Origin of the sequence: Pseudomonas pergaminensis (genome assembly GCF_024112395.2) — a bacterium.
In the GTDB taxonomy this organism is placed as follows: domain Bacteria; phylum Pseudomonadota; class Gammaproteobacteria; order Pseudomonadales; family Pseudomonadaceae; genus Aquipseudomonas; species Aquipseudomonas pergaminensis.
This window is the reverse complement of record NZ_CP078013.2, coordinates 828,761-851,519: the sequence shown is the minus strand read 5'-3', so window position 1 is coordinate 851,519 and position 22,759 is coordinate 828,761. Positions and strand designations below refer to the sequence as shown.

20 protein-coding genes, 1 tRNA gene and 2 pseudogenes are annotated in these 22,759 nt (G+C 61.5%); 11 read left to right on the top strand and 12 right to left on the bottom strand.

Features of this window, described 5'->3' with window-relative positions; all coding sequences use genetic code 11:
* The first annotated feature begins 34 nt into the window (after window positions 1-34).
* The 6 genes from KUA23_RS03750 (at window position 35) to pgeF (ending at window position 4,875) form a co-directional block, all read left to right on the top strand.
* Window positions 35-586 (top strand): RNA polymerase sigma factor, encoded by a 552-nt coding sequence (locus KUA23_RS03750; protein ID WP_078046761.1) that lies wholly within the window; start codon window positions 35-37, stop codon window positions 584-586.
* 191 nt (window positions 587-777) lie between these two features.
* Window positions 778-854: transfer RNA gene (locus tag KUA23_RS03745), tRNA-Met, on the top strand.
* Between the two features lie 119 nt (window positions 855-973).
* Window positions 974-1,807 carry an EamA family transporter gene (locus tag KUA23_RS03740; protein WP_078046760.1) on the top strand — a complete coding sequence of 278 codons (834 nt, stop codon included), beginning with the start codon at window positions 974-976 and terminating at the stop codon, window positions 1,805-1,807.
* 57 nt (window positions 1,808-1,864) lie between these two features.
* The gene (locus tag KUA23_RS03735) at window positions 1,865-2,215 is read left to right on the top strand and encodes a DUF2388 domain-containing protein (RefSeq protein WP_223204492.1); all 351 of its coding nucleotides are present in this window, start codon (window positions 1,865-1,867) and stop codon (window positions 2,213-2,215) included.
* A gap of 77 nt (window positions 2,216-2,292) precedes the next feature.
* Window positions 2,293-4,122 (top strand): gamma-glutamyltransferase, encoded by a 1,830-nt coding sequence (ggt, locus tag KUA23_RS03730; RefSeq protein ID WP_252993467.1) that lies wholly within the window; start codon window positions 2,293-2,295, stop codon window positions 4,120-4,122.
* A 27-nt stretch (window positions 4,123-4,149) separates the two neighbouring features.
* Window positions 4,150-4,875 (top strand): peptidoglycan editing factor PgeF, encoded by a 726-nt coding sequence (pgeF, locus tag KUA23_RS03725; protein ID WP_252993466.1) that lies wholly within the window; start codon window positions 4,150-4,152, stop codon window positions 4,873-4,875.
* On the opposite strand, the gene ddlA is transcribed toward pgeF, so the two are convergent.
* From ddlA to KUA23_RS03705, 4 genes are read right to left on the bottom strand one after another with little or no spacing between them, the layout of a single operon-like run.
* Window positions 4,865-5,959, bottom strand: a complete 1,095-nt coding sequence (gene ddlA, locus KUA23_RS03720) for a D-alanine--D-alanine ligase (RefSeq protein WP_099493975.1) — start codon at window positions 5,957-5,959, stop codon at window positions 4,865-4,867. The genes pgeF and ddlA overlap by 11 nt on opposite strands.
* A gap of 44 nt (window positions 5,960-6,003) precedes the next feature.
* Window positions 6,004-6,642, bottom strand: coding sequence for a LysE family transporter (locus KUA23_RS03715; RefSeq protein ID WP_214496683.1), 639 nt, complete (start codon window positions 6,640-6,642; stop codon window positions 6,004-6,006).
* 31 nt (window positions 6,643-6,673) lie between these two features.
* Complete coding sequence (locus KUA23_RS03710) at window positions 6,674-6,895, bottom strand: helix-turn-helix domain-containing protein (RefSeq protein WP_099493974.1); 222 nt, start codon at window positions 6,893-6,895, stop codon at window positions 6,674-6,676.
* A gap of 7 nt (window positions 6,896-6,902) precedes the next feature.
* Window positions 6,903-7,466, bottom strand: coding sequence for a DUF2975 domain-containing protein (locus KUA23_RS03705; RefSeq protein WP_078046754.1), 564 nt, complete (start codon window positions 7,464-7,466; stop codon window positions 6,903-6,905).
* A gap of 195 nt (window positions 7,467-7,661) precedes the next feature.
* On the opposite strand from KUA23_RS03705, the gene KUA23_RS03700 reads away from it, so the two are divergent.
* Window positions 7,662-8,483 carry an AraC family transcriptional regulator gene (locus KUA23_RS03700; RefSeq protein ID WP_252993465.1) on the top strand — a complete coding sequence of 274 codons (822 nt, stop codon included), beginning with the start codon at window positions 7,662-7,664 and terminating at the stop codon, window positions 8,481-8,483.
* On the opposite strand, the gene KUA23_RS03695 is transcribed toward KUA23_RS03700, so the two are convergent.
* Window positions 8,460-9,797 (bottom strand): MFS transporter, encoded by a 1,338-nt coding sequence (locus tag KUA23_RS03695; protein ID WP_252994255.1) that lies wholly within the window; start codon window positions 9,795-9,797, stop codon window positions 8,460-8,462. The genes KUA23_RS03700 and KUA23_RS03695 overlap by 24 nt on opposite strands.
* Window positions 9,798-9,919: 122 nt before the next feature.
* Here KUA23_RS03695 and KUA23_RS03690 point away from each other — a divergent pair, with 122 nt between their 5' ends.
* Complete coding sequence (locus tag KUA23_RS03690; protein WP_078046751.1) at window positions 9,920-10,804, top strand: LysR family transcriptional regulator; 885 nt, start codon at window positions 9,920-9,922, stop codon at window positions 10,802-10,804.
* 39 nt (window positions 10,805-10,843) lie between these two features.
* On the opposite strand, the gene KUA23_RS03685 is transcribed toward KUA23_RS03690, so the two are convergent.
* The 4 genes and pseudogenes from KUA23_RS03685 to KUA23_RS03675 form a co-directional block, all read right to left on the bottom strand.
* Window positions 10,844-11,422, bottom strand: a complete 579-nt coding sequence (locus KUA23_RS03685; RefSeq protein WP_214496686.1) for a flavin reductase family protein — start codon at window positions 11,420-11,422, stop codon at window positions 10,844-10,846.
* A gap of 53 nt (window positions 11,423-11,475) precedes the next feature.
* Window positions 11,476-11,907: pseudogene (locus KUA23_RS30215) on the bottom strand (methyl-accepting chemotaxis protein); the annotation flags it as partial.
* Between the two features lie 108 nt (window positions 11,908-12,015).
* Window positions 12,016-12,702 (bottom strand): annotated as a pseudogene (locus KUA23_RS30210) (PAS domain-containing protein); the annotation flags it as partial.
* Window positions 12,703-12,898: 196 nt separating this feature from the next.
* The gene (locus KUA23_RS03675) at window positions 12,899-13,231 is read right to left on the bottom strand and encodes a DUF2790 domain-containing protein (RefSeq protein ID WP_078046748.1); all 333 of its coding nucleotides are present in this window, start codon (window positions 13,229-13,231) and stop codon (window positions 12,899-12,901) included.
* 224 nt (window positions 13,232-13,455) lie between these two features.
* Between KUA23_RS03675 and KUA23_RS03670 the strand changes: the two genes are divergently transcribed.
* The 3 genes from KUA23_RS03670 (at window position 13,456) to KUA23_RS03660 (ending at window position 17,241) form a co-directional block, all read left to right on the top strand.
* Complete coding sequence (locus KUA23_RS03670) at window positions 13,456-14,775, top strand: OprD family porin (protein ID WP_252993463.1); 1,320 nt, start codon at window positions 13,456-13,458, stop codon at window positions 14,773-14,775.
* Window positions 14,776-15,133: 358 nt separating this feature from the next.
* Window positions 15,134-15,808 (top strand): heavy metal response regulator transcription factor, encoded by a 675-nt coding sequence (locus KUA23_RS03665; protein WP_058423142.1) that lies wholly within the window; start codon window positions 15,134-15,136, stop codon window positions 15,806-15,808.
* A complete protein-coding gene (locus tag KUA23_RS03660; protein ID WP_252993462.1) occupies window positions 15,805-17,241 on the top strand; it encodes a heavy metal sensor histidine kinase in 1,437 nt (478 codons plus the stop codon). The genes KUA23_RS03665 and KUA23_RS03660 overlap by 4 nt, the downstream gene beginning before the upstream one ends.
* On the opposite strand, the gene KUA23_RS03655 is transcribed toward KUA23_RS03660, so the two are convergent.
* The 3 genes from KUA23_RS03655 to KUA23_RS03645 are packed head-to-tail and all read right to left on the bottom strand — an operon-like array spanning window position 17,165 to window position 22,669.
* Window positions 17,165-20,302, bottom strand: coding sequence for a CusA/CzcA family heavy metal efflux RND transporter (locus KUA23_RS03655; RefSeq protein ID WP_252993461.1), 3,138 nt, complete (start codon window positions 20,300-20,302; stop codon window positions 17,165-17,167). The genes KUA23_RS03660 and KUA23_RS03655 overlap by 77 nt on opposite strands.
* An 18-nt stretch (window positions 20,303-20,320) precedes the next feature.
* Window positions 20,321-21,427, bottom strand: a complete 1,107-nt coding sequence (locus KUA23_RS03650; protein WP_078046744.1) for an efflux RND transporter periplasmic adaptor subunit — start codon at window positions 21,425-21,427, stop codon at window positions 20,321-20,323.
* 18 nt (window positions 21,428-21,445) lie between these two features.
* The gene (locus KUA23_RS03645; RefSeq protein ID WP_252993460.1) at window positions 21,446-22,669 is read right to left on the bottom strand and encodes a TolC family protein; all 1,224 of its coding nucleotides are present in this window, start codon (window positions 22,667-22,669) and stop codon (window positions 21,446-21,448) included.
* Window positions 22,670-22,759: the final 90 nt, after the last annotated feature.

Sequence of the window (22,759 nt, the reverse complement as noted above, 5' to 3'; positions counted from 1 at the left end):
TCCTTTCGACTGCGTCTACACCAAGGAAAAAATCATGAATATCCCTATTGAAGCTTTAGCGCACCTCGTTGGCAGCTCGCCTCAATTCATGCTTCACCTGACAGACGACCAGCAAAAAAAACTGCGGCGCTTCATTCACAAGCGCGTACTCAACCCGGAAGATGCAGACGACCTGCTGCAACTGACGTATCTGGAAGCCTGGCGCAACCGCGAGCGTTTCAGCGGCAATGCCACGCTCAGCACCTGGATGTGCGGTATCGCGCAAAACCTCATACGTAATCACTTCAGGCGCCTGTATGCCAAGCCTATGCATTGCGAATTTGACGAGTCGCTGTGGCATGGCCAGGAGGAGAACCACAACCTGGATTGGGAATTTGAAATCAACCGGCGCCTGGAAAAAACCCTGAACGCCATCGACCACCTACCGGCAGAAATGCGCAAGACGCTCTACGCCTCCCTGGAAACCGACGGCAGCTACCAGGACACCGCCGACGTACTGGACATTCCTATTGGCACCGTGCGCTCACGCCTGTCGCGAGCCCGCGAGCAACTCAAGCGCGCCACGCATAACTCGTCGTATCCTTGAAGTCGGCCTCGCGTGGGGCGGCAGGGATATCTGCCCCACGCGATCAGGTTTTTGCGGGGAGGCGTCGGGATTAATCAGGAACCACTCGTCGCCCGATCCGCTGATTTCGCTTAAACAGTTGAAAGCGTAGATAAAAATTCAAAATAAATACTTGACGCATTGGCGTTCTACGCGAATAATGCGCGCCACTTGGCTACATAGCTCAGTTGGTTAGAGCATAGCATTCATAATGCTGGGGTCCGGGGTTCAAGTCCCTGTGTAGCCACCAAGTACTAAAAACGGCTTACCGAAAGGTAGGCCGTTTTTTTATGCCTGAAGAAAAGTGCTGGGGCATACTCGCAGCGATTCTCCCCGACTAACCAGCCTGAGCCCGACAGGAACCCACTCATGAGCTTTGACGTGTTCGCGGTCATCCTGCTGGGTGCCGCTCTCCACGCGACCTGGAACGCCGTGGTCAAAGGCGGCGGCGACAAGCTGCTGACCACATGCATGATCACCGCCTTCGCCTCGCTGATCGCATTGGTCGTTATTCCATTCCTGGCGCTACCGGCAAGAGAAAGCTGGCCGTTCATCGGTGCATCGGTCATTTTGCAGGTGCTGTATTTCGTCTTGGTTGCCTCGACCTACCGAATCGCCGACATGAGCCAGACCTACCCGATCATGCGCGGCACTGCGCCGTTACTGGTGGCAGCTGCGAGTGTGCTTGCACTGTCCGAGTCGTTGTCAGCGTTTGCATGGAGCGGCATTGCAGTGATCTGCATCGGTATCCTGAGCATGGCTGTCGCCCCCTCGACGAGCCCGCGAAAAGGGCTGGTCCTCGCCTTGATCAATGCGGGGGTCATTGCCGGCTATACCCTTGTCGACGGTTTGGGCGTGCGCAAGTCCGGCGCCCCTGCGGCGTACACATTGTGGATTTTCCTGCTGACCGGGCTACCGTTGGCCGCCTGGGCCCTGGCCACCCAACGCGGGGTGTTCTGCCGCTACGTCATCCGTCACTGGCACCTCGGCGTGGTGGGCGGGGTCGGCACGGTTGCGTCCTACGGACTGGCGCTTTGGGCAATGACGGCGGCCCCGATCGCCACCGTTTCAGCGCTCAGGGAAACGTCGATCCTGTTCGGCGTGATCATCTCCGCGCTGATACTCAAGGAGCAACTGACGCGCACTCGCGTGGTTGCCGCCTGCATCATTGCTGGCGGGGCGATGGTGTTGCGATTGGGCTAAACCCGCGTTACCAAGTAGGATCACGCCCTCAATCACACTCAATGGAACCAGTGTTGGATGACCATCAAGCCCCTGCACCTTGCACTTGCATTGTCAGCCCTGCCATCGCTCGCCAGTGCCGCGTCCGAAGGCTTGGGGAAGGTCGATCAAGCCAGTTTGATGGTCCTCGCCGGCCCGGTGCTGACCACCTTCGCCACGCTGGGCACCACGTCCCATCCGCTCGATATGCTTGAGTCGGCCAAGGGGGACGCCCTGGCCTTCATCGGCTCGGACGGGAATATCCGTGGCGCACGCTTTGAGCTCGCCGTGAGGACTTACCACACGTCTTACCCGGCGCCTCACATGAGTGATATGCAACTGGCCCAAGCGATCGCCGTGACCGAGGCACACCAACCGGAGGCGCGATAGCCTGTTGCGGGTGCTGGCCAAATTTGACCGGCTCGGCGATAGCGAAGTGTTTCAAAGGACAACAGATCATTCTCAAAATGAACGGAGTTCCGCGCGTGTTTTCGATTTCCCGCCATCAACTGTCGGTAATAGCCGCAGCCCTCGCCCTGGCTGCCTGCAACACGTCTGTCTACGAACAGCCACCCGCACCGGAATTGGGATCGGGTTATCGCACCGACCTCACCCCCCAACATGCCGAGCGCCATATGGCGGCGGCGGCCAACCCGTTGGCAGCCGAAGCCGGTCGCGAGATGTTGCGCAGGGGTGGCTCGGCAATTGATGCAGCGATTGCAATGCAGGCGGTATTGACCCTGGTGGAGCCGCAGTCATCCGGCATTGGCGGTGGCGCGTTCATCATGCTGTGGGACGGCAAAAACGTTCACGCATATGACGGCCGTGAGACCGCCCCGGCCGGGGCCACCGAGCGCTTGTTCCTGAAGGCCGACGGCAAGCCGATGGCGTTTCCCGAGGCGCAGATTGGCGGGCGCTCGGTTGGTACGCCTGGAGTATTGCGTGCGCTCGAAATGGCGCACAAGAAGAGCGGCCACCTGCAATGGGCCGAGCTGTTCGAACCTGCGATCCGGCTGGCGGAACAGGGCTTTGCGATTTCCCCGCGCCTGCACAGCCTGATTGCGGCTGACCGCTATATCCCACAATCGCCTGACATGGCGGCGTACTTTTTGAACGCCGATGGCACGCCGAAAGCCACCGGAACTGTGTTGAAAAACCCCGCGTTGGCCAAGGTGTTCAAACGTATCGCCAAGGAAGGCCCGGACGCGCTGTACCACGGGCAGATTGCCGAAGAGATCGCGCGCAAGGTGCAGGGCCATCGCAATGCGGGCAGCCTGTCCCTGGCGGACTTGAAGGGCTACGCCGCCAAGGAACGTACACCGCTGTGCACCGACTACCAGCAGTGGAAAGTCTGTGGCATGCCGCCACCTTCATCGGGTGGCGTCGCCATCGCGCAAATCCTCGGTACATTGCAGGCCTTGCAAGCCCGCGACCCAGGCCTGGGTATCGCAGCGATGCGACCGCTGAAAAGCTCATCGCCAGCAGGCCTTGAACCAACACCGGAGGCAGTACACCTGCTCGCTGAAGCGGGGCGCCTGGCCTTCGCCGATCGCAGTCTGTACCTCGCCGACGCCGATTTCGTCCCCGTGCCGGTTGCCGGCCTCGTCGCACCGGACTACCTGGCCAAGCGCGCCGCGCTGATCGGCGAGCGCAGCATGGGTATCGCCAAGCCGGGCGTCCCCGCAGGCATCCAGGTGGCCTACGCGCCGGATCGCTCGCCGTTGCGCATCTCTACCTCGCAAGTGGTGGCCGTGGATGACCGGGGCGGCGCCGTGTCGATGACCACCACGGTGGAAGCGGCATTTGGCGCCCATGTGATGGTCCAGGGTTTCTTGCTGAACAACCAGATGACCGACTTTTCGTTTATCCCTGAAGAAAACGGCCAACCCGTGGCCAACCGGGTCGAGCCTGGCAAACGCCCGCGTTCGGCGATGGCGCCGACCCTGGTGTTCGACCGCAAGAGCGGCGAGTTGCTGGCCACTGTCGGCTCACCCGGCGGCTCGCAAATCATCGAGTACGTGAGCAAGTCCCTGGTGGCAATGCTCGACTGGAAACTTGACCCGCAAGCGGCCATCAGCCTGCCGAACTTCGGCAGCCGCAATGGCGCAACCGAGCTGGAAACCGGTATGTTCAGCCCCATGCTGAAACAGGCGCTCAAGGACAAGGGCCATGCGCTGAGCGAGATCGATATGACCAGTGGTATCCAGGCCATCGTGCGCACGCGGGATGCCCAGGGCAAGGTGTCACTGAGCGGCGGTGCCGACCCTCGGCGTGAAGGCGAAGCGGTTGGCGACTGAACACATCAATCAACGGAGAAAGCGCTCGTGCAACAGGCAGATAATCTCGCCGCCATCCCTGGCGTCGACCACGGTTTTTGTTCGATCAATGATCCGCAGCGCCCGGCAGACGTGTTCATCTGCAAGCAAGTGCACAGCGCTTCGGTGATTGAGTGGCAGGCGGACCAGGTGAGCAACACGGTCGAGGCAGACGGGGTGTGCACGGGTGAGCATTACCCCATCGCGGTAATCACCGCCGATTGCCTGCCCCTCCTGATTGCCTCGAAAAACGCTGAGAAGGTGGCTGCGGTGCACGGCGGTTGGAAGGGGTTGCAAGCCGGGATTGTGGCGAATGCCATACAGCGTTTTGCCGATGAAGGAATTGCCATCGACCAGTTGCAGGTAGCGATCGGTCCCTCGATCAAGCCGTGCTGTTATGAGGTGAGCCGGGAGTTCATTACCCAGTTTCAAACTGAACAGGGCCACTTGTGGCGCGATGGTCAGGCGCCCTGGAGCCAGGTCCAACCGGCGCCGCTGCTGCGCCCCGAAATTGCCCCGCCCACTGCGAGGCAAGTTGCAAGTGCATGGTTTGACTTGAGCGGATATGGCGTGATGTTGCTGCAAGCGGCAGGGATTCGGCGTGAGCAGATCGAGGTGAGTGAAGTGTGCACCTACTGCACCTCCCCCACCTTTGCCAGCTATCGTCGCAGGACGCATCACCCTGAGGAGCTGAAGACATTGATCTATTCGTGGATTGCTCGCTTCAACGACTGATCTTCAATCCCTTGCGCCCCGCATGCCGCTCCAGCGCCAGCTCGATCAAGCGGCTCACCAGTTCGCTGTAGCTCATGCCCGCCGCCTGCCACAGCTTGGGGTACATGCTGATGCGGGTGAAGCCGGGCAGTGAGTTGATTTCGTTGATCAGCACTTCGCCGTCGTCGGTGAGGAACACGTCGACCCGCGCCAGCCCCGAACAGCCCAGCACCTCGAACGCCTCCAGGGCCAGCCCACGGATACGCTCGCTGGCCTCGTGGCTGATAGCGGCCGGCACCACCACTTGGGCAGCCTGGCCGTCGATGTATTTGCTGTCGTAGGAATAGAAACCGCTGCTCACCACGATCTCACCGCAACCGCTGGCGATCGGGTTTTCGTTGCCCAGCACGGCGCATTCGATTTCACGGCCCTTTACCGCGGATTCCACCAAGACCTTTTCATCAAAGCCCAAAGCCAGTTCAACAGCAGCGTGGTATTCGGCTTCGTCGCCGACTTTGCTCACGCCCACCGAAGAGCCCTGGTTGGCCGGCTTGACGAACATCGGCAAGCCGAGCTTGCTCACTGCCGTGTCGAAGGCTGTACGCGCGGCGTTGCTACGGGTCAGGGTGATAAACGGAGTCACGGCAATGCCGGCGTCGCGCAGCAGGCGCTTGGTGATGTCCTTGTCCATGCACACTGCCGAGCCGAGGACGTCGGAGCCGACGAAAGGCAGGTCAGCCATACGCAGCAGGCCTTGCAGGCAACCGTCTTCGCCGAGGGTGCCGTGGACGATGGGGAAGATCACGTCGACATGTTCCAGCAAGCCGGTGCCGGAGGTCTCTACCAGTTGCTGGCTGGCCTTGCCAGGCACCACGGCCAGTTCGCGATTGGACTGGTTGAGGGCGATAAGGGCCGGGTTTTCCTGGTTGAGCAGGAAGTTCGAGGTGTCATTGAGGTGCCAATGGCCGGCCTTGTCGATACCGATCAGCACCGGTTCGAATCGTGAGCGATCCAACGCATCGACGATGTTACGCGCCGATTGCAACGAGACTTCATGCTCCGCCGAACGGCCACCAAAAATAATACCTACCCGCACCTTGCTCATGACCCGGCCTCACTGTTGAAAGTAAGGCTTCTTAACACGGGCCGTCAGCGGTTCGCCACCAGATGTGCACCGAACAGCACGTAGCAGCCCCCGGCAAAGCGGTCGAGCCACTTGCGCGAACGGCTGTAGAGCGTGGCCATGCGCTCACTGGAAAACACCAAGGCCACGCTGGAATACCAACTGAACGATAAGGTGGCCATGGTGATCACCGCCAGGGTCAGCAGCATCGGTGAAGGCGACGGCGGCATGGTGGACGCAAAGATGGTGGCAACAAACAACGCCGCCTTGGGGTTGGACAAGTTGCCCAGCAACCCCAGGCGCCAGGCGGAAAACAGCGAACGGCGCGCTTCATCCGGCAGCACGTTCTGGCCCATCGCTGGCGCCGAGCGCTTGAACAGCTTCAATCCAAGGTAGATCAGGTAGCAGCCGCCGATGATCTTGAACGCGAGGTACAGCATGGGGGCCGCCGCAAACAGCGACTTAATGCCCAGGCCACCCGCCAGCCCCCACATGACGGTACCCGTGGCCACACCCGCTGACGCCACCACACCATGGCGGCGCGAACAACTGGCAGCCAATTGCGCTGTGTTGAAAAAATTGGGCCCGGGCGTCACCACCGCGACGGTCCAGAGCAACGCCAATGATAACAATGGCGCGGCGTACGGCAGGTTGGAGAACAGCATCGGACGGTCCTTCTTGCGATGTGGGTAGCGGCTACTGGTCGGCAGCAGGCCCGGGAATGTGGACAAGCAAGTCACCTGGCTGGCAATCCAGATAGGCGCAGATGGCATCCAGCGTCCCTAGCCTTACCCCCTTGACCTTGCCTTGTTTAAGCAACGACAGGTTCTGTTCGGTAATTCCGATGGCGGCCGCCAGGTCCTTGGATTTGACCTTGCGCCGGGCAAGCATAACGTCCAGCTCGATCACGATGGGCATTTGAATCTCATACAAACGTGCGGTTTTCGGAATCCACTTCACTGGCCTGCCACAGGATACGCGCGATGACCGCGATGCAGGCGGCCAGAAACAATGCCACAAAGCTGGGTGCCGTCACACTCAAGGTGATCAACCGTTGGCCGACAGGTTCGTTCATCGTCACCCACACGCTCAACAGCGGCTCACACAAAAAATCCAGCAAAACCCATAAAGCCACCGCCTTACCGACCTTGCCCAAGTGCAACGCCGCCGCGCTGGAAAAATACTCGCCCCGCGCATAACTTTGGAACAGTTTACGCAATTGATTCAGGCCCGACGCCAACGCCAGCAAGGGAACGCTGGACAGCAAGATGCCACCCAGTGTCTGCCAGACAGGAAACAGTGCCACCTGAGCGGCGCGCCCCTGGATCTGGCGGTCGCTCAGCGCGAAACCAAACCCCAGCCCGTCGGCTGAAGAGCTTAGCACCGGAAACCACCACACCGCGGCGTTAAGGAGCAGCATTGTAACGATCAGCAGCAGCGTGATCAGGGACATGCGCTGGCTGAGTTGGGCAAGACGTTGGGTGTTCATAAACAACCTCGCTGAATAGATGTCGAGGCAAAATAACGAATTAATTATCGTAAAACAATAATTTTTTAGCGCAAAAACAATACAAACCTTGAGCTGCACGTCGAATCGGCTGCACAATCGTTCAAGACCCTGCCAGGCAATCTGTCGAATACGGGGTTAACGTGTTTCCATCTCTATTTTTTGTGACAAGTCACCATGGGCAAACCCACCGCCACCCTCGACTGGCTGCACCGCGCCCCACATGCCAGTGGCCTGGACCGTATCGAGGCGTACTTTGCCGGCTTCGCCTTCGACCCGCATCGCCATGACACCTACGCCATCGGTCGCACGTTGAGCGGCGTGCAGAGCTTTCACTATCGCGGCGACATGGTGCACAGCCTGCCCGGTACGACCATGGTGCTTCACCCCGATGAAACCCATGACGGCCACGCCGGCAGCGATGAAGGCTTCAAGTACAGGATGATTTACGTCGAACCGGCGCTGATCCAGCAGATCCTCGGCGGCAAGCCGTTGCCGTTTATCCCCAACGGTTTATCCACCGATCCACGGCTGTTCCGCGCCAGCGAAGTGTTGCTGCAGAACCTGGACAACCCCATCGACCCGCTGCAGGAACAGGACGCCCTGTTCGACCTGGCCCACGCGCTTAGCAACGTCTCGGGCGGGATCGTCAGCCGCAAGACCTTCGACTATGTCGCCGCCGAGCGGGCCCGTGAGTTTATCCACAGCGCCCTGGGGCGCAGCATCACCCTGGATGAAATGGCCGACCACGCCGGCCGCGACCGCTGGGCCTTGTCGCGGGATTTTCGCTTGCTGTTCGGCACCAGCCCCTACCGCTACCTGACCATGCGCCGGCTGGACCTGGTGCGCAGCCTGCTGGCCCAAGGCCAATCACTGGTGGACGCGGCGATGACCGCCGGCTTTACCGACCATAGCCACATGACCCGGCAATTTCGCAGCACCTACGGCATGCCGCCGTCGCGTTGGGTGAAGATGTCAGACCGCTTCCAGGCCCGCTGACTCGGCAGGTTGCCTGAGGCGCAGCGCCAACACCGCGCCTGCCAGGGCAATCGCTGCGCTCCACCACAACGCCCGTTCGATGCCCCCCGCGCTCGCCACCGACACCAGCACCGCCAGCCCCAAGGCCCCGCCGATCTGCTGGCTGGTGGAGGCCATCCCCGCCGCCACGCCCTGCTCGCCCGGACGAATGCCCAGGCCCGCTGCCACCCACATCGCGGTCCAGGTCATGCCCTGGCCGATGCTCAGGATGAAAATACCCGGCAGCAGCGACCAGAACCCCACGCCGGTCGGCAGTGCCCAGACCACCAGCGCAATGCCCACCGCCCCGGCCAGTTGCCCACTGACGAGGGTGTTGCGCAACCCCAGCCGAACCAACGAACGCTCCGCCAGCCAGATGCCGAACGTGCACACCAGAGTCGCCGGCAAAAACGCCAGCCCCGCCTGCAACACGCTGTAGCCGTAGACTTGCTGGTAATACAGCGCGAGGAAGTAGTACTGCACGCCAAAGCTGCTCATGAACACTGCCGTCAGCACCATCGCCATGCGCAACTCGCGGTAGGCAAACAGACGCAGCGGCATCAGCGGGTCGCGGCCACGGTGTTCGATCCAGGCGAACAGCCCGAGCAGCGCCAGCGCCAAGGCGAGGCAGCCGAGGGTGGACGGCGCCGCCCAACCCCATTCCGGCCCCTGCACCAACGAGAACACCAGCAAGCTGCCACCGACGGTGACCGTCAACGCACCACTGACGTCGAAATTGCGCCCTCGCGCCTGTTCACCATCGGCGGGGATCCAGTACCGCGCCGCCCAGGCGCAGCCGCCCGCCAGGGGCACGTTCACCAGGAACACCGCTTCCCAGCCCCACACCTGGGTCAACACGCCACCCAGCAGTGCGCCCAGCGCCAGCCCGGCCGCCGACGCCGCGCTCCACACGGCGAACGCACGGTTGCGCGCCGGCCCTTCGGCGTAGTGGGTGTTGATCAGTGCCAGGGTGGCCGGGAACAGCATCGCGCCACCCACGCCCTGCACCGCCCGCGCCAGGACCAGCAACACTGCGCTGCCGCCCAGCACCGCCGCAAGGGACGCCAACGCATAGAGCGACTGCCCCACCCGGTACAAACGGCGCTTGCCGAGCAAATCCGTGGCCCTGCCACCCAGCAGCAGGAATCCACCAAACGCCACGCTGTAGGCACTCACCACCCACTGCAACTGCTGGGCAGAAAAATCCAGGTGAGCGCCGATCTGCGGCAAGGCGACAAACACGATGGTGGCATCCAGCGCGATGATCAGTTGCGCCGTGGCCAGCAACGCCAGCATCCAGCCAGAGGGTCGAGAGGGAGACATCACAACGTCCTGTTCGAAAAAGAGAGACCGCCAGTGTCTTTCATGCCAGATAGATGATAAATACGGATATTACCCTTTCAGTAATGACTTTAATCATGGATCTGAACGCTGTTCGCCTATTGGTCCGCGTCGCCGAAACCCGCAGTTTTACTCGGGCGGCTGGCGATCTGGGGTTGACCCAGTCCGGCCTGTCCCGCGCCATATCGCGCCTGGAGAACGAGCTGGGCGTGCGCCTGCTGCAACGCAATACGCGCAGCGTCAGCCTCACCCCCGACGGGCAAATGCTGTACGAGCGCAGCGCACCATTGCTGGCGGAATTGGCCGAAGCCGAGAAGCTGATGCTCGACCGACGCAGCACCCCTTCCGGCCTGTTGAAGATCAGTACGCCGTCGCTGTTCGGGCGCAAAGTGGTCATGCCGGTAATCGGCGAATTGACCTTGCGTTACCCCGAGCTGCGCATTGAGGCGGTGATGACGGACCGCCTGGTGGACATTGTCGACGAAGGCTTCGATGCCTTGCTGCGCACCGGCGAGATTCAGGACCAGCGCCTGATCGCCCGCGCCCTGCCGCCACTGCGCTGGGTGACCGTTGCCGCGCCGGCTTACCTCGCACGTTTCGGAACCCCCACCCGTGTGGATGAACTCAACGACCACCACTGCCTCACCGTGCGCAATCTGCGCAGCGGCCGCATGGTGGACTGGCAGTTCATGATCGATGGCAACGTGCAGGACGTGAGTGTCGAAGGGCGACTGATCTTTGATATCGGCGATGCGCTGGTGGATGGCGCCGTGGGCGGCTTCGGCATCGCCCAGGTGATGGACTTTGCCGTGCGCGACGACCTGGCCGCTGGGCGCCTGGTGCCGATATTGGAGGACGTTGCCGGGCGCAGTCGGGCGATCTCACTGGTCTATCCGCCGTCCCGGCAGTATTCGCCCAAATTGATGGCCTTCGCCGAAGCGCTCAGCCAGGCACACTGGTAAACCTGTAGGAGCCGGCTTGCCCGCTCCCACAAGGGCCTATCAGGTCAGGGTTTTGCCGATGATGGGCTGGCCGATGGTCAGGAAGTTCCCGCCCGCCACATGGTGCAAGGTGCGCAGCTCGTCATGCCCTTCGAAGTGCCAGTGGCCGTCGCTGAACACGCGCTCGTCAGCATAGGCTGCGACCACTTCACCCAGGAACAGGTCGTAGGTTTGCTGGTTGTGGGGCTCGGGCAGCAGGCGGCATTCCAGCCAGGCCACGCAGCCTTCCAGCAGCGGTGCTTCGGTGTGTTCGCCGTTGAATACCTGCAGGCCGTAAGTGGCGAATTTGTCCGTCTCGGAACCGGTGATGTTGCCCACCGTTTGCACAAGGTCAGCCTGGGCCGCGCACGGCACCTGGAGCACAAAGGTGCCGGCGCTTTCCAACAGTTGGCGAGTCCAGGTGGCTTTGTCCAACACCACCGCGACTTTCGGCGGCTCGAAGTCCAGCGGCATGGCCCAGGCGGCCGCCATGATATTGCGCTGTCCATTGTGCGCGGCGCTCACCAGCACGGTGGGGCCGTGGTTGAGCAAACGGTAGGCCTTGGACAGCGGAACGGGGCGACGGTGGGTAGGGCTCATGGAAGGTCGACTCTTCGTGCAAGAAAGCACCTACGATACCTGAAGCCCTACGCTTAACTCGACAGTTGGTTGGCGAACTGGCCGACCGCGCTGACCACCTTCTGGGCACCGTCCTGGATTTCCACGATCACCGTGCCCGCCTCGGCAGCCAGGGCCAGGCCTTGCTCGGCTTGCAGACGGCCATCGTTCATCAGGGTCACAGCATCGCGGGCCATGTCCTGGTTCTGGCGCACCACGCCGACGATCTCTTCGGTCGCCTTGCTGGTCCGTGATGCCAACTGTCGAACTTCATCGGCCACTACGGCAAAACCACGGCCCTGCTCACCGGCGCGCGCCGCTTCGATAGCTGCGTTGAGTGCCAGCAGGTTGGTCTGCTCGGCAATGCCGCTGATGGTCTTGACGATGGTGCCGATGACCTGGGACTGAGCGTTCAGCGCCTCGATGCCGTCGCCGGCCTGCTGCATGTGCTTGGCCAGGTCGCGCATCACATCCACGGCCTGGGTCACCACGGTGGTACCGCGCTGGGCGCTGTTGTCGGTTTGCAGCGAGGTGCTGTAGGCAATGTTCGCCGCTTCGGCGACCGCCTGTTCCTGGTTGACCTGGTCGGTGATCACTGTGGCGAACTTGACCACTTTGTACAGCCGGTCATTGGCGTCCAGCACCGGGTTGTAGGTCGCTTCCAGCCACACCACACGGCCATGGCTGTCGACCCGCTTGAAGCGTGCCGCGACGAATTCACCGGTGTTCAGGCGTTTCCAGAAGTCCTGGTATTCGGTGCTGTTGTATTCCTCCGGCTCGCAGAACATCCGGTGATGCTTACCCTGGATCTGCGCCAGGCTGTAACCCATGCCGCCGAGGAACCGATCATTGGCGGTGAGCACGTGGCCACCGAGGTCGAACTCGATCACGGCCGTCGAGCGTACCAGGGCGTTCATGAGGTTTTCATGCTCGCGGGAGGCTTCGATCGTGCGGGTGAGATCGCTGGAATAAATCGAAAAATGCTTGATGCGCCCATCGGAACTGCGCACCGGCTGCACAATCGAGCGCAGCCAGGCTTCCTGGCCATTGCCACGCATCAGGCGCACGGTGCCTGCGAAGTGTTGACCGCGCACCAGGGCGTTCTTGAAGCGTTGCTGGAACTCATCCCGACGAACGTGGGCCGGCTCCAGATCTTCGATCGCGCGCCCCAGCAGTTGACCATTCTGGTAGGCCAGTTCCTGCAGGAAGTTAGCGTTCGCCCACTCCACCCGGCCTTCGGCGTCCAGCGTCAGGCACAACATTTCACTTTCCAGGCTCTCCTTGACCTGATTCAAGCTGGACAATTCTTCGCGAAGAGCCGCCAGCTCCTGCTTCAAACGGGTGTTGAACATGGGGCACCAATGACCAAATGGGGGAGATGAACCTGACCTGCATCGGCGCTACCCGCATTTTCTTAAGCGGGCTTTAATCCCCAAAACAACTATATTTTTGGATCCATTAACTGCCGTTATTTCGGCACACCCCCATCACCTGATATTCAAGAGTAGAGAGCTTGCCGCTGGAGTCCTCATAGGTCATGCGCGACGGCACCGGGTTGCACGAACGGATCGGCGGCGTAACGTTGACCACCTTGGCAATGTCCAGTGTCATGCCATAGCGGTACGCCTGCACCTGGGGTGCCGGCTTGCCTTTCTTGGCTGCGTAGTCGGCCATGGCCTTCTCGTTGCGTTCCATCATCAACGCGAACGTTCGATCACCCCCGCCCTCGGCCAATGCGCCAAAAGACAGGATTGCAGTTAGCACACCCAGACCCACGGTATAAAAGTTCATGGTTAGTTCCTCGACTGAAGTTCAGTGCCGAGACTAACCAACGAACCCTGACGCCACCTTCACTAGAACATTACTTATTTGTTAGATAACGCTGAGTTTCCAGAATTGTAATGTGCGCGCCACGTCTTCGTTATCCACGGTTTGCAACTATCAGCCCGGGCTACATCAATAAGAACGCCCACTCCCATAAGAAGCTGATAACTGCCAATACCCAGGAGCGAACCATGCGTATCCGTCACTACAGCTTGCCCCTGTCACTGTGTGCCGCCTTGCCGCTGGCTGCGGTGGCCGTGGAGGACAAGCCCGAAGGCTTTATCGAGGGCAGCAGCTTCAATGTGCTGGCGCGTAATTTTTACTTCAACCGCGATGACCGCAAGGGCCAGTCCAGTCCCACCGGCAACGGCTATTCCGAAGCCTGGGCCCAGGGTTTGATTGGCAAATTTGAATCCGGCTTCACCCAGGGCTTCGTGGGGTTTGGCCTGGACGCGTTCGCCATGGTCGGCGTGAAACTCGACTCAGGCACCGGTCGCAGCGGCGGCAAGGGTTCGTTCGGCATGTTGCCGGTGGACAGCGAAAACCACCCCGAGGACAACTACAGCAAAGTCGGCGGTGCGGCGAAATTGCGTGTGCTGGATACCGTGATCAAGGCCGGCGACGTATTCCCGCTGAACCCGGTGGTGGCCTACGGCGATTCGCGCGTCTTGCCGGAAAGCTTCCGGGGCGTGACCGCACTAAACACCAGCCTTGAGGGCCTGACCCTGCAAGGCGGACGTTTGAGCGGCATGAGCCAACCGACCGAAAGTGGCATGAACAAAGGCTTTGCGACCTTCTACGCGGGGCAAGTCGACTCGCCCTGGGTCGGCTATTTTGGCGGCGACTACACCGTCAACAAACACCTCAGCGTCAGCCTCTACAGCAGTCGCCTGAAGGACGCCTGGGACCAGTACTACTTCGGCAGCGCCGCCAGTTATCCGCTGAATGACGACATCTCGCTGTTTGGTGACTTCAACTACTACAAGGCCGTGGACGAAGGTCAAAAACGCCTGGGTGAGTTCGACAACAACATCTGGAGCGCCAGGCTCGGAGTGAAGGTCGGCGCCCACAGCCTGGCCGTATCGCACCAACGCAACAACGGCGATGACGACTTCGATTACCTGCGCCAGTCGGACTCGATCTTCCTGAACAACTCGATCCAGTACAGTGACTTCAACTCGCCCAAGGAGCGTTCGTGGATGGTGCGCTACGACCTGGACATGCAGGCCTTCGGCATCCCCGGCCTGTCGTTCATGACCCGCTACGGCAAAGGCACCGGCGCCGACTACAGCCATGCCAACGCGGTGTACATGCGTCGCGATGCGGCAGGTGACCCTCTCACCGATCAACGCCGCTGGGAGCGGGATATCGAGGCCAAATATGTCGTGCTGGCTGGCAACTTGAAGGACTTATCGTTGCGACTGCGACAGGCGACCGTGCGCTCCAGTGCATTTGAGTCGGACCTGGAAGAAGTTCGGCTTATTGTCGAGTACCCCATCGCCGTACTGTAAAGCCAGCCCATTACATTCACTTGCCGATGCACTACACCTCTTCACAGGTTGAAGTCTGTCAGAACTGTAATATCAGGCTCACCTTCGCGTTAAGTTGCACTTTCTACACTGCACATCGAACACATCTCATCTCTGCAGCTTTTGTGTAGCTCCTTTGGAACAGAGATGAATTTTTACGCCCCAGCCGGGGCGTTTTTTTTGTGCGCAGGCTCTGTGACGAATCGTCGCGCGCGCCTGACGTGGCTTGACCCTAAAGCTACTTCACCGTTCAGGCTGCGCTTTTGATGACGTGGCCTACAGACTACCCCGCCTCGCTATGAGGCCATGCCCTTTTCGTTTTCTTTGAAGGTAACTCCCCATGCGTATCCTTGTGGTTGAGGACGAGCAGAAAACCGCCGACTACCTGCAGCAAGGCCTGACCGAAAGCGGTTATGTCGTCGATTGCGCCGCCAGCGGCATTGATGGCCTGCACCTGGCCCGGCAACACAGCTACGAATTGGTAATCCTTGACGTCAACTTGCCCAACACCGACGGTTGGGAAGTGCTGGAGCAACTGCGCCGCGACGGCAACCAGCGCGTGATGATGCTGACCGCACGCGGGCGGCTCGCCGACAAGATCAAGGGTCTGGACATGGGCGCCGATGATTACCTGGTCAAGCCCTTTGAGTTTCCCGAGCTGCTGGCCAGGGTGCGTACCCTGCTGCGACGCAGCGAACACATCCCGGTGCCGGACGTGCTGCGGGTCTCGGACCTGGAACTGGACCCGCGCCGGCATCGCGCCTATCGCGGCAACCGCCGGATCGACCTGACCACCAAGGAATTCGCCCTGCTGCATGTGCTGATGCGCCAGGCCGGCGAGGTGATGACTCGCACGCAAATCATCTCGCTGGTGTGGGACATGAACTTCGACTGCGACACCAATGTGGTGGAGGTTTCAATCAGCCGCCTGCGGGCCAAGGTCGATGACCAGAGCGAAGTAAAGTTGATCCATACCATCCGCGGCGTGGGTTATGTGCTGGAGGCGCGCCCATGAGGACCAGCAGCCTGTCGATGCGCCTGGGGTTGACGGTCAGCCTGATGGGCGCCGGGTTGGTTGTGCTGCTGGCGACCCTGGCGTTCCTGGCGCTGACCCATGAACTGGACAAGCTGGCGCGCAAGGGCCTGGAAAACAAAATGGAGCAACTGGCCCATACCCTCGGCCAAGGCCTCGATGAACATCGCATCACCAACCGCCCCCATTCGCTGCTGGACCTGGTGATGGGCCACGACAACATCTACCTGACCATCATCGGTACCCGGCGCGATGCACCGGTACTCCTCAGCGTCGGCGCCAAGCCCCAACAACCGCTGCTGCTCGATGTGCCCACCGGCAAAGACCTGGCCTATCTGAACTGGGTCGACAGCCAGGGCAATCGCATCCTCAGTGCGACGCGCCTGATGCCCCTGCAAGGGGGCGAGTACGTGCGTGTGCTGCTGTCGCTGGACCGCTCCGATGATGAAGCGTTGCTCAGTGCCTACCTGCGCTCCACGGTCATCGCGCTGCCGATGCTGCTGATCCTGATCGGCATGGGCGCCTGGTGGCTGGTGCAACGCGGGCTCGCGCCCTTGCAGCAGTTCAGCCGGGTGGCAGCCAAAGTCAGTACCCAAGACCTGACCCATCGCCTGTCCCTGGACAACCTGCCCAAGGAGCTAGGCGAGTTGGCCGAGGGCATCAACGTTATGCTGCATCGCCTCGACGCCGGGGTGCAGCAACTGTCGCAGTTCTCCGACAACCTGGCCCACGAACTGCGCGCGCCCTTGACCAACCTGATGGGCAAGGCCCAGGTGACCTTGTCCCGCGAACGGCCCTCGGCGGAATACAAGGCCGGCCTGGAATCCTGCACCGAGGAAATGGAGCGCCTGTCGCGAATCGTTTCCGACATGCTGTTCCTGGCCCAGGTCAGCCACCCCGCCGCACGCGCCGGGTTTGCCCCGGTGTCATTGGCGCAGGAGGCCCGGCGGGTGATGGAACTGTTCGCCCTCAGCGCCGAGGACAAACACATTACCCTGAGCCTGCGCGGCGACGCCTGGGTGATGGGGGATCGCCTAATGATCCAGCGCGCCATTTCCAACCTGCTGTCCAATGCCATTCGCCATACCCCCGAGGCTTCCAGTGTTTTGTTGCTGGTGGAAAGCTACGACCAGAGCGTGTCGCTGTCGGTCGGCAATCCGGGGCGCGGCATCGAAGCCCATCACCTGCCGCACCTGTTCGAACGTTTCTACCGGGCCGACAGCAGCCGCACCCGGGCCGAAGGCGGCACCGGCCTGGGGCTGGCGATTGTGCAGTCGATCATGCGCCTGCATCAGGGGCACGCCGACGTCAGCAGCCAGCCGGGCCGGTTTACACGGTTCAGCCTGGTATTTCCTCTTCCTTGCGATGCGCCCACTGATACAACGCCGGTAGCACCAGCAACGTTAGCAACGTAGACGACATAATCCCGCCGATCACCACCGTCGCCAGCGGCCGCTGCACTTCGGCGCCGGTGCCGGTGGCGAGGGCCATGGGGATAAACCCCAGGGACGCCACCAATGCCGTCATCAGCACCGGGCGCAACCGGGTCAACGCACCTTCGTGGATGGCCACCGACAACGAACGCCCTTCCTCGCGCAGGTTACGGATGAACGCGATCATCACCAGCCCGTTCAGCACCGCCACACCGGACAAGGCAATAAAACCCACCCCGGCCGAGATCGACAGCGGAATATCGCGCAGCCACAGCGCCATGATCCCACCGGTCAAGGCGAATGGAATGCCGGTAAACACCAGCAGCCCGTCCTTGAGGTTGTTGAACATCATGAACAGCAAGCCGAACACCAGCAACAACGCCACCGGCACCACGATGCGCAGCCGGTCGGACGCCTCCTTCAATTGTTCGAACTGGCCGCCCCACGAGGTCCAGTAGCCCGCCGGCACTTTCACCTGGGCGATGAGCGCGGCTTCGGCCTCTTCCACGAATGTGCCGATATCCCGCCCACGCACGTTGGCACTGACGATCACCAGGCGCTTGCCGTTCTCGCGGCTGATCTGGTTCGGCCCGAGCACCAGGTCCAGGCTCGCCACCTGGGACAAGGCGATAAAGCCCAACTGACCCGACGCGTTACCCGGCACCGGAATCAACAGCCGCGACAGCCCGTCGATATCGGTGCGCAGCGCGTCGGACAAACGCACCACCATGTCAAAGCGCCGATCGCCTTCATACAACGTACCGGCCTGACGCCCTCCGACAGCGACGGCGATGGTGTCCTGCACATCCCCCACGTTCAGGCCAAATCGCGCGGCCTTGTCGCGGTCGATATTGATGGTCAGCACCGGCAGGCCAGAGGTTTGTTCCACCTTGACTTCGGAGGCGCCACTGAGCTTTTGCAAGGTCTCGGCAATTTGCCCGGCGGTCTTGTTGAGCACGTCCATGTCATCGCCGAATACCTTCACCGCCACATCACTGCGTACGCCGGAAATCAACTCGTTGAAACGCAGTTGGATCGGCTGCGACAACTCGTACGCACTGCCCGGCACAATCGCACTGGCGCGCTGGATGTCGGCAATCAGCGCCTCGCGGGACTTGCTCGGATCAGGCCATTGGTCCTTGGGCTTGAGCATCACGTAACTGTCGGAAATATTCGGCGGCATCGGGTCGGACGCAATTTCCGCAGTGCCGGTACGCGCAAATACCCGCTCGATTTCCGGCACCTGGGCCATCAAGGTTTTTTCCAGCTGCTGCTGCATCTGCACCGATTGCGTCAGGCTGGTGCCCGGCACGCGCAAGGCCTGCTGGGCGAAGTCACCTTCACTGAGGCTGGGGATAAATTCGCTGCCCATGCGGCTGGCGACAGCGCCCGAGGCGACGATGGTCAACACGGCGAGGCCGAATACCAGCGGACGACGCGTCATGACCCAATCGAGCACCGGTGCATAGACCCGGCGCGCGCTGCGCATGACAACGTTTTCTTCTTCCTTGACCTTGCCCGTGACGAACAGCGCAATCGCCGCCGGCACGAAGGTCACCGACAGAATCATCGCGCCCAACAGGGCGATCACCACGGTAAATGCCATGGGGTGGAACATCTTCCCGGCCACCCCGGTGAGGGCAAAGATCGGCAGGTACACCACCATGATGATCAGTTGCCCGAAGATCAGCGCGCGCCGCGCTTCCTTGGCGGCGGCGAACACTTCATGCAGGCGCTCGCTGCGGGTCAGCAGGCGACCATGGCGCTGTTGCGCGTGGGCCAGGCGGCGGATGGCGTTCTCGACGATCACCACCGCGCCGTCAACAATAATGCCGAAGTCCAGCGCGCCAAGGCTCATCAAGTTGGCGCTGACCTTGTTGGTGAACATCCCGGTAAAGGTGAACAGCATCGCCAGCGGAATCACCATCGCGGTGATCAGCGCAGCGCGGATATTACCGAGGAACAGGAACAGCACCGCCACCACCAGCAATGCACCTTCGAAGAGATTTTTCTTCACGGTGGCGATGGCTTTTTCGACTAGGTTGGTGCGGTCGTAGACGGTGACCGCGACGACGCCTTCGGGCAGCGACCGGTTGATCTCTTCGAGTTTTTTCGCCACCGCCTGGGACACGCTGCGGCTGTTTTCGCCGATCAGCATGAACACCGTGCCCAGCACCACTTCGCGGCCATTTTCCGTGGCCGCGCCGGTACGCATCTCACGCCCGATCTCGACCTGGGCCACGTTGCGCACGCGGATCGGCGTACCGTCCGAGCTGGTGATGACAATATTGGCGATGTCCTCAATGGACGCCAATTGCCCCGGCGCACGGATCAGTAATTGCTCGCCGCTGCGCTCGATGTAGCCGGCGCCGACATTGGCGTTGTTACGTTCAAGCGCCGTGACCAGGTCATTCAAGGTCAGGTTGTAGGCGGCCAGGCGCTTGGGGTCGGGCGCAATCTGGTATTCCTTGGCAAAGCCGCCAATGGTGTTGATCTCGGCCACGCCCGGCACGTTGCGCAGTTGCGGCTTGATGATCCAGTCCTGGATCACCCGCAGATCGGTCGGGGTATAGGGCGTGCCGTCGTCCTTTAGCGCGCCGTCCTTGGCCTCCACGGTCCATAGGAAAATTTCTCCGAGGCCGGTGGAAATCGGCCCCATCGCGGTTTCGATGCCGACGGGTAATTGCTCGCGCGCCACCTGCAGGCGCTCATTGACCAATTGGCGGGCGAAGAACAGGTCGGTGCCGTCCTTGAAAATCACCGTCACCTGGGACAGACCGGACCGCGACAGCGAACGGGTCTGCTGCAAACCGGGCAAGCCGGCCATGGCTGTTTCAATGGGAAAGGTGATGCGCTGTTCGGTTTCCAGCGGCGAAAAACCGGCCGCCGCCGAGTTGATCTGCACCTGCACGTTGGTGATGTCGGGCACCGCGTCGATGGGTAACTTCTGGTAGCTGGCGATGCCGACACCGGCCATCAACAGCACTGCCAGCAACACGATGATGCGCTGCTCGATGGCAAATTGGATAAGGCGCTCAAACATGGGGAATCACTCGCAGGATCAATGGGCGTGCTCGGCCGAGCCTTTGCCCAGTTCAGACTTGAGGATGAAGCTGCCGACCGTGGCCACCTGCGCCCCGGCATCCAGGCCCTGGCGTACTTCGACGTAGCCGTTTTCGCTCGCGCCGAGTTCCAGGTGACGGGTGACGAACCCGTGTTCGGTGCGCACAAACACCGAGGGTTTGTCCTCGACAGTCTGGATCGCCTCTTGGGGTACGGTGACCTTGGCCTGGAACGTGTCCGTGGCCAGTTGCACGCTGACAAACAAACCAGGGCGCCAGGCGTCATCGGGGTTGGGCACGCTCACGCGCACGGTGGCGGTGCGCGTCTGCTCGCCGAGCAGGTTGCCGACATAGGCCACGGTGCCGCGCACGTCGGTGCCCATTTCCGTGGAGCTGACGGTCACCGGCTTGCCCACCCGTACCTTGTTCAAGTCCTTGGGAAACACGCCGAAAGTCACCCACACCTGGGACAGGTCCGAGAGCGTAAAGGCGTTGGTGGTTTCACTCACCACTTCGCCAACGCCCAGGTGTTTTTCCACCACCACACCGGCAAAGGGCGCACGCAGTTCATAGCGATTGCCACCCACCAACACTGCACTGCCACTCAAAGCCGTCATCTTCTGGCGGGCGTTGTTCAGGGCGATTTCGGCTTCTTGCAGGGCCTGGCGAGCCAGCAGGTAATCCTGCTCGGCGGAGATTTTGTCCTGCCACAGTTGACGCTCTCGCTGGAAGGTGGTGCGGGCCAGTTCGACCCGGCGCTCACTGGCGGCCAATTCGCTGCGCTGATCGGAAATCTGCTGGCTGGCGATCACCGCCAACAACTCACCCTGCTTCACCGACTGGCCCAGGTTGACCTTGACGGCCTCCACCACACCCGCCGCACGCGGGACGATGTGGGAGGTGCGGTCTTCGTCGAAGCGTACTTCCCCCGGCAGCACCAGCAGCGTGCTGATCGCACGAGGTTGAGCCTGGGCGATCTGAATGCCGGCGGCCTGAATCTGCTGCTCGGTGAGTTCAAGTTCGCCTTCTTCTTCATCGGCCATCGCGAAGCTGGACAGCATCAGGCTCAAGGCGACGGCAAGCGCCACGCCATGTGTGTTGTTCATAAAGGACTCCAGGAAAAATCAAAACCGGGCGAGGTCGCCGTAGATCCGTTCGATGCGCACCCAGGCGTCGGTGGCCTGGGCGGTGGCCGTGAGGTATTGGGTGCGGGCTGCGATCAGGGTGCGCTGGGCGTCAAGCACATCGAGGAAGCTGAACTTGCCCATCTCGAAACCGCGAGTGGCGCTGTCCACCGCCAGTTGAGCCGCAGGCAGGATCTGCTGGTTGAAGGCGCGCACTTCGGTATTCGCGGTTTGCCACAGGTCGAGGGCTTGCCGGGTTTCGGTGCGCAGGCGCAGTTCGGCGGCGTTGCGCAGGTCGCGAGCCTGGTCGGCGCGGCGCGTGGCCGCCAGCACGTTGCCCTGATTGCGGTTGAACAGCGGGATCGGCATCGACACGCCCACCAGGTTCACGCGCTCGCGCACGCTGGCGTCGTATTGGCTGCCGATGGACACGTCGAGGTCGGGAATGCGCTGGGCTTTTTCCAGGCCCACGCTGGCTTCGTTTTGCAGAATGTTCAGTTCGGCCAGGCGCAGTTCAACGGTTCGCTCAAGACGATCGAGCAACTGTACGGCTGGCGGCAAGGACGGTGGGAATTGGTTTTGCGAGGCGACGGCCTGGAAGTCCGGCACGGCGCTGCCGGTGCTGGCGGCCAGGCGGCGATAGGCATCGGTGAGGCCTATCTGTGCACGGTTCAACTCCAGGCGTATTTCCGACGATTGCACCTGCGCGCGCGTCGCTTCCACCGGCGAGGTTTTGCCCGCCGTGACGCGACCGTTGGCGACGACCAGTCCACGCTCGGCCACCGCCATGGAGCGCTGTGCCAGGTCGAGGCGTTCCTGGGCGCGCAAGGCACCGTAATAGCTGTCGATGACGTCCGCGCGCAGAAGGTTGCGGCGCTGTTCCAACGTCAGCGCGGCAGCGTCCTGGGCACGGGTGGCGACGTCGATGCGCGCGCCGCGCTTGCCGCCCAGTTCCAGGGTTTGGCTGAGCTTGATGGAGGTGGTACGAGAGTTGCGCCGCGTGTCTTCAGCATCCCAGGAAGCCACCGGGTTGGGGATCAGGCCGGCCTGTTGACGTGCGCCTTGGGCGATGTCGATTTCCCATTGCGCGGCCGCCAGGTCAGGGTTGTTGGCGAAGGCGGTTTGCAGGGCAGCGTCGAGGGTCAGGGGTTGTGCACCGACCCCTTGCGCCGTCGCCAGAAACACGACGACCGACCACAGAAATGTTCTTGCACGAATTGGCATAACGAGAGTTCCAGGCCCATGAAATGGCGGATAAATCCAAGCCGGGGCACTGTAGCTTTCGGTACTTATCAGAGCGGTGTGCAGAACATT

Excerpts from the sequence above, each read along its gene's own strand:
- KUA23_RS03675 (WP_078046748.1), bottom strand. The coding sequence starts at position 13,231 with ATGAACTTTTATACCGTGGGTCTGGGTGTGCTAACTGCAATCCTGTCT.
- KUA23_RS03670 (WP_252993463.1), top strand. The coding sequence starts at position 13,456 with ATGCGTATCCGTCACTACAGCTTGCCCCTGTCACTGTGTGCCGCCTTG.
- ddlA (WP_099493975.1), bottom strand. The coding sequence starts at position 5,959 with ATGAGCAAGGTGCGGGTAGGTATTATTTTTGGTGGCCGTTCGGCGGAG.
- KUA23_RS03690 (WP_078046751.1), top strand. The coding sequence starts at position 9,920 with ATGGATCTGAACGCTGTTCGCCTATTGGTCCGCGTCGCCGAAACCCGC.
- KUA23_RS03695 (WP_252994255.1), bottom strand. The coding sequence starts at position 9,797 with ATGCTGGCGTTGCTGGCCACGGCGCAACTGATCATCGCGCTGGATGCC.
- KUA23_RS03660 (WP_252993462.1), top strand. The coding sequence starts at position 15,805 with ATGAGGACCAGCAGCCTGTCGATGCGCCTGGGGTTGACGGTCAGCCTG.
- KUA23_RS03705 (WP_078046754.1), bottom strand. The coding sequence starts at position 7,466 with ATGAACACCCAACGTCTTGCCCAACTCAGCCAGCGCATGTCCCTGATC.
- ggt (WP_252993467.1), top strand. The coding sequence starts at position 2,293 with ATGAACGGAGTTCCGCGCGTGTTTTCGATTTCCCGCCATCAACTGTCG.
- KUA23_RS03645 (WP_252993460.1), bottom strand. The coding sequence starts at position 22,669 with ATGCCAATTCGTGCAAGAACATTTCTGTGGTCGGTCGTCGTGTTTCTG.
- KUA23_RS03740 (WP_078046760.1), top strand. The coding sequence starts at position 974 with ATGAGCTTTGACGTGTTCGCGGTCATCCTGCTGGGTGCCGCTCTCCAC.
- KUA23_RS03685 (WP_214496686.1), bottom strand. The coding sequence starts at position 11,422 with ATGAGCCCTACCCACCGTCGCCCCGTTCCGCTGTCCAAGGCCTACCGT.
- KUA23_RS03655 (WP_252993461.1), bottom strand. The coding sequence starts at position 20,302 with ATGTTTGAGCGCCTTATCCAATTTGCCATCGAGCAGCGCATCATCGTG.
- KUA23_RS03750 (WP_078046761.1), top strand. The coding sequence starts at position 35 with ATGAATATCCCTATTGAAGCTTTAGCGCACCTCGTTGGCAGCTCGCCT.
- KUA23_RS03665 (WP_058423142.1), top strand. The coding sequence starts at position 15,134 with ATGCGTATCCTTGTGGTTGAGGACGAGCAGAAAACCGCCGACTACCTG.
- KUA23_RS03735 (WP_223204492.1), top strand. The coding sequence starts at position 1,865 with ATGACCATCAAGCCCCTGCACCTTGCACTTGCATTGTCAGCCCTGCCA.
- KUA23_RS03715 (WP_214496683.1), bottom strand. The coding sequence starts at position 6,642 with ATGCTGTTCTCCAACCTGCCGTACGCCGCGCCATTGTTATCATTGGCG.
- KUA23_RS03700 (WP_252993465.1), top strand. The coding sequence starts at position 7,662 with ATGGGCAAACCCACCGCCACCCTCGACTGGCTGCACCGCGCCCCACAT.
- KUA23_RS03650 (WP_078046744.1), bottom strand. The coding sequence starts at position 21,427 with ATGAACAACACACATGGCGTGGCGCTTGCCGTCGCCTTGAGCCTGATG.
- KUA23_RS03710 (WP_099493974.1), bottom strand. The coding sequence starts at position 6,895 with ATGCCCATCGTGATCGAGCTGGACGTTATGCTTGCCCGGCGCAAGGTC.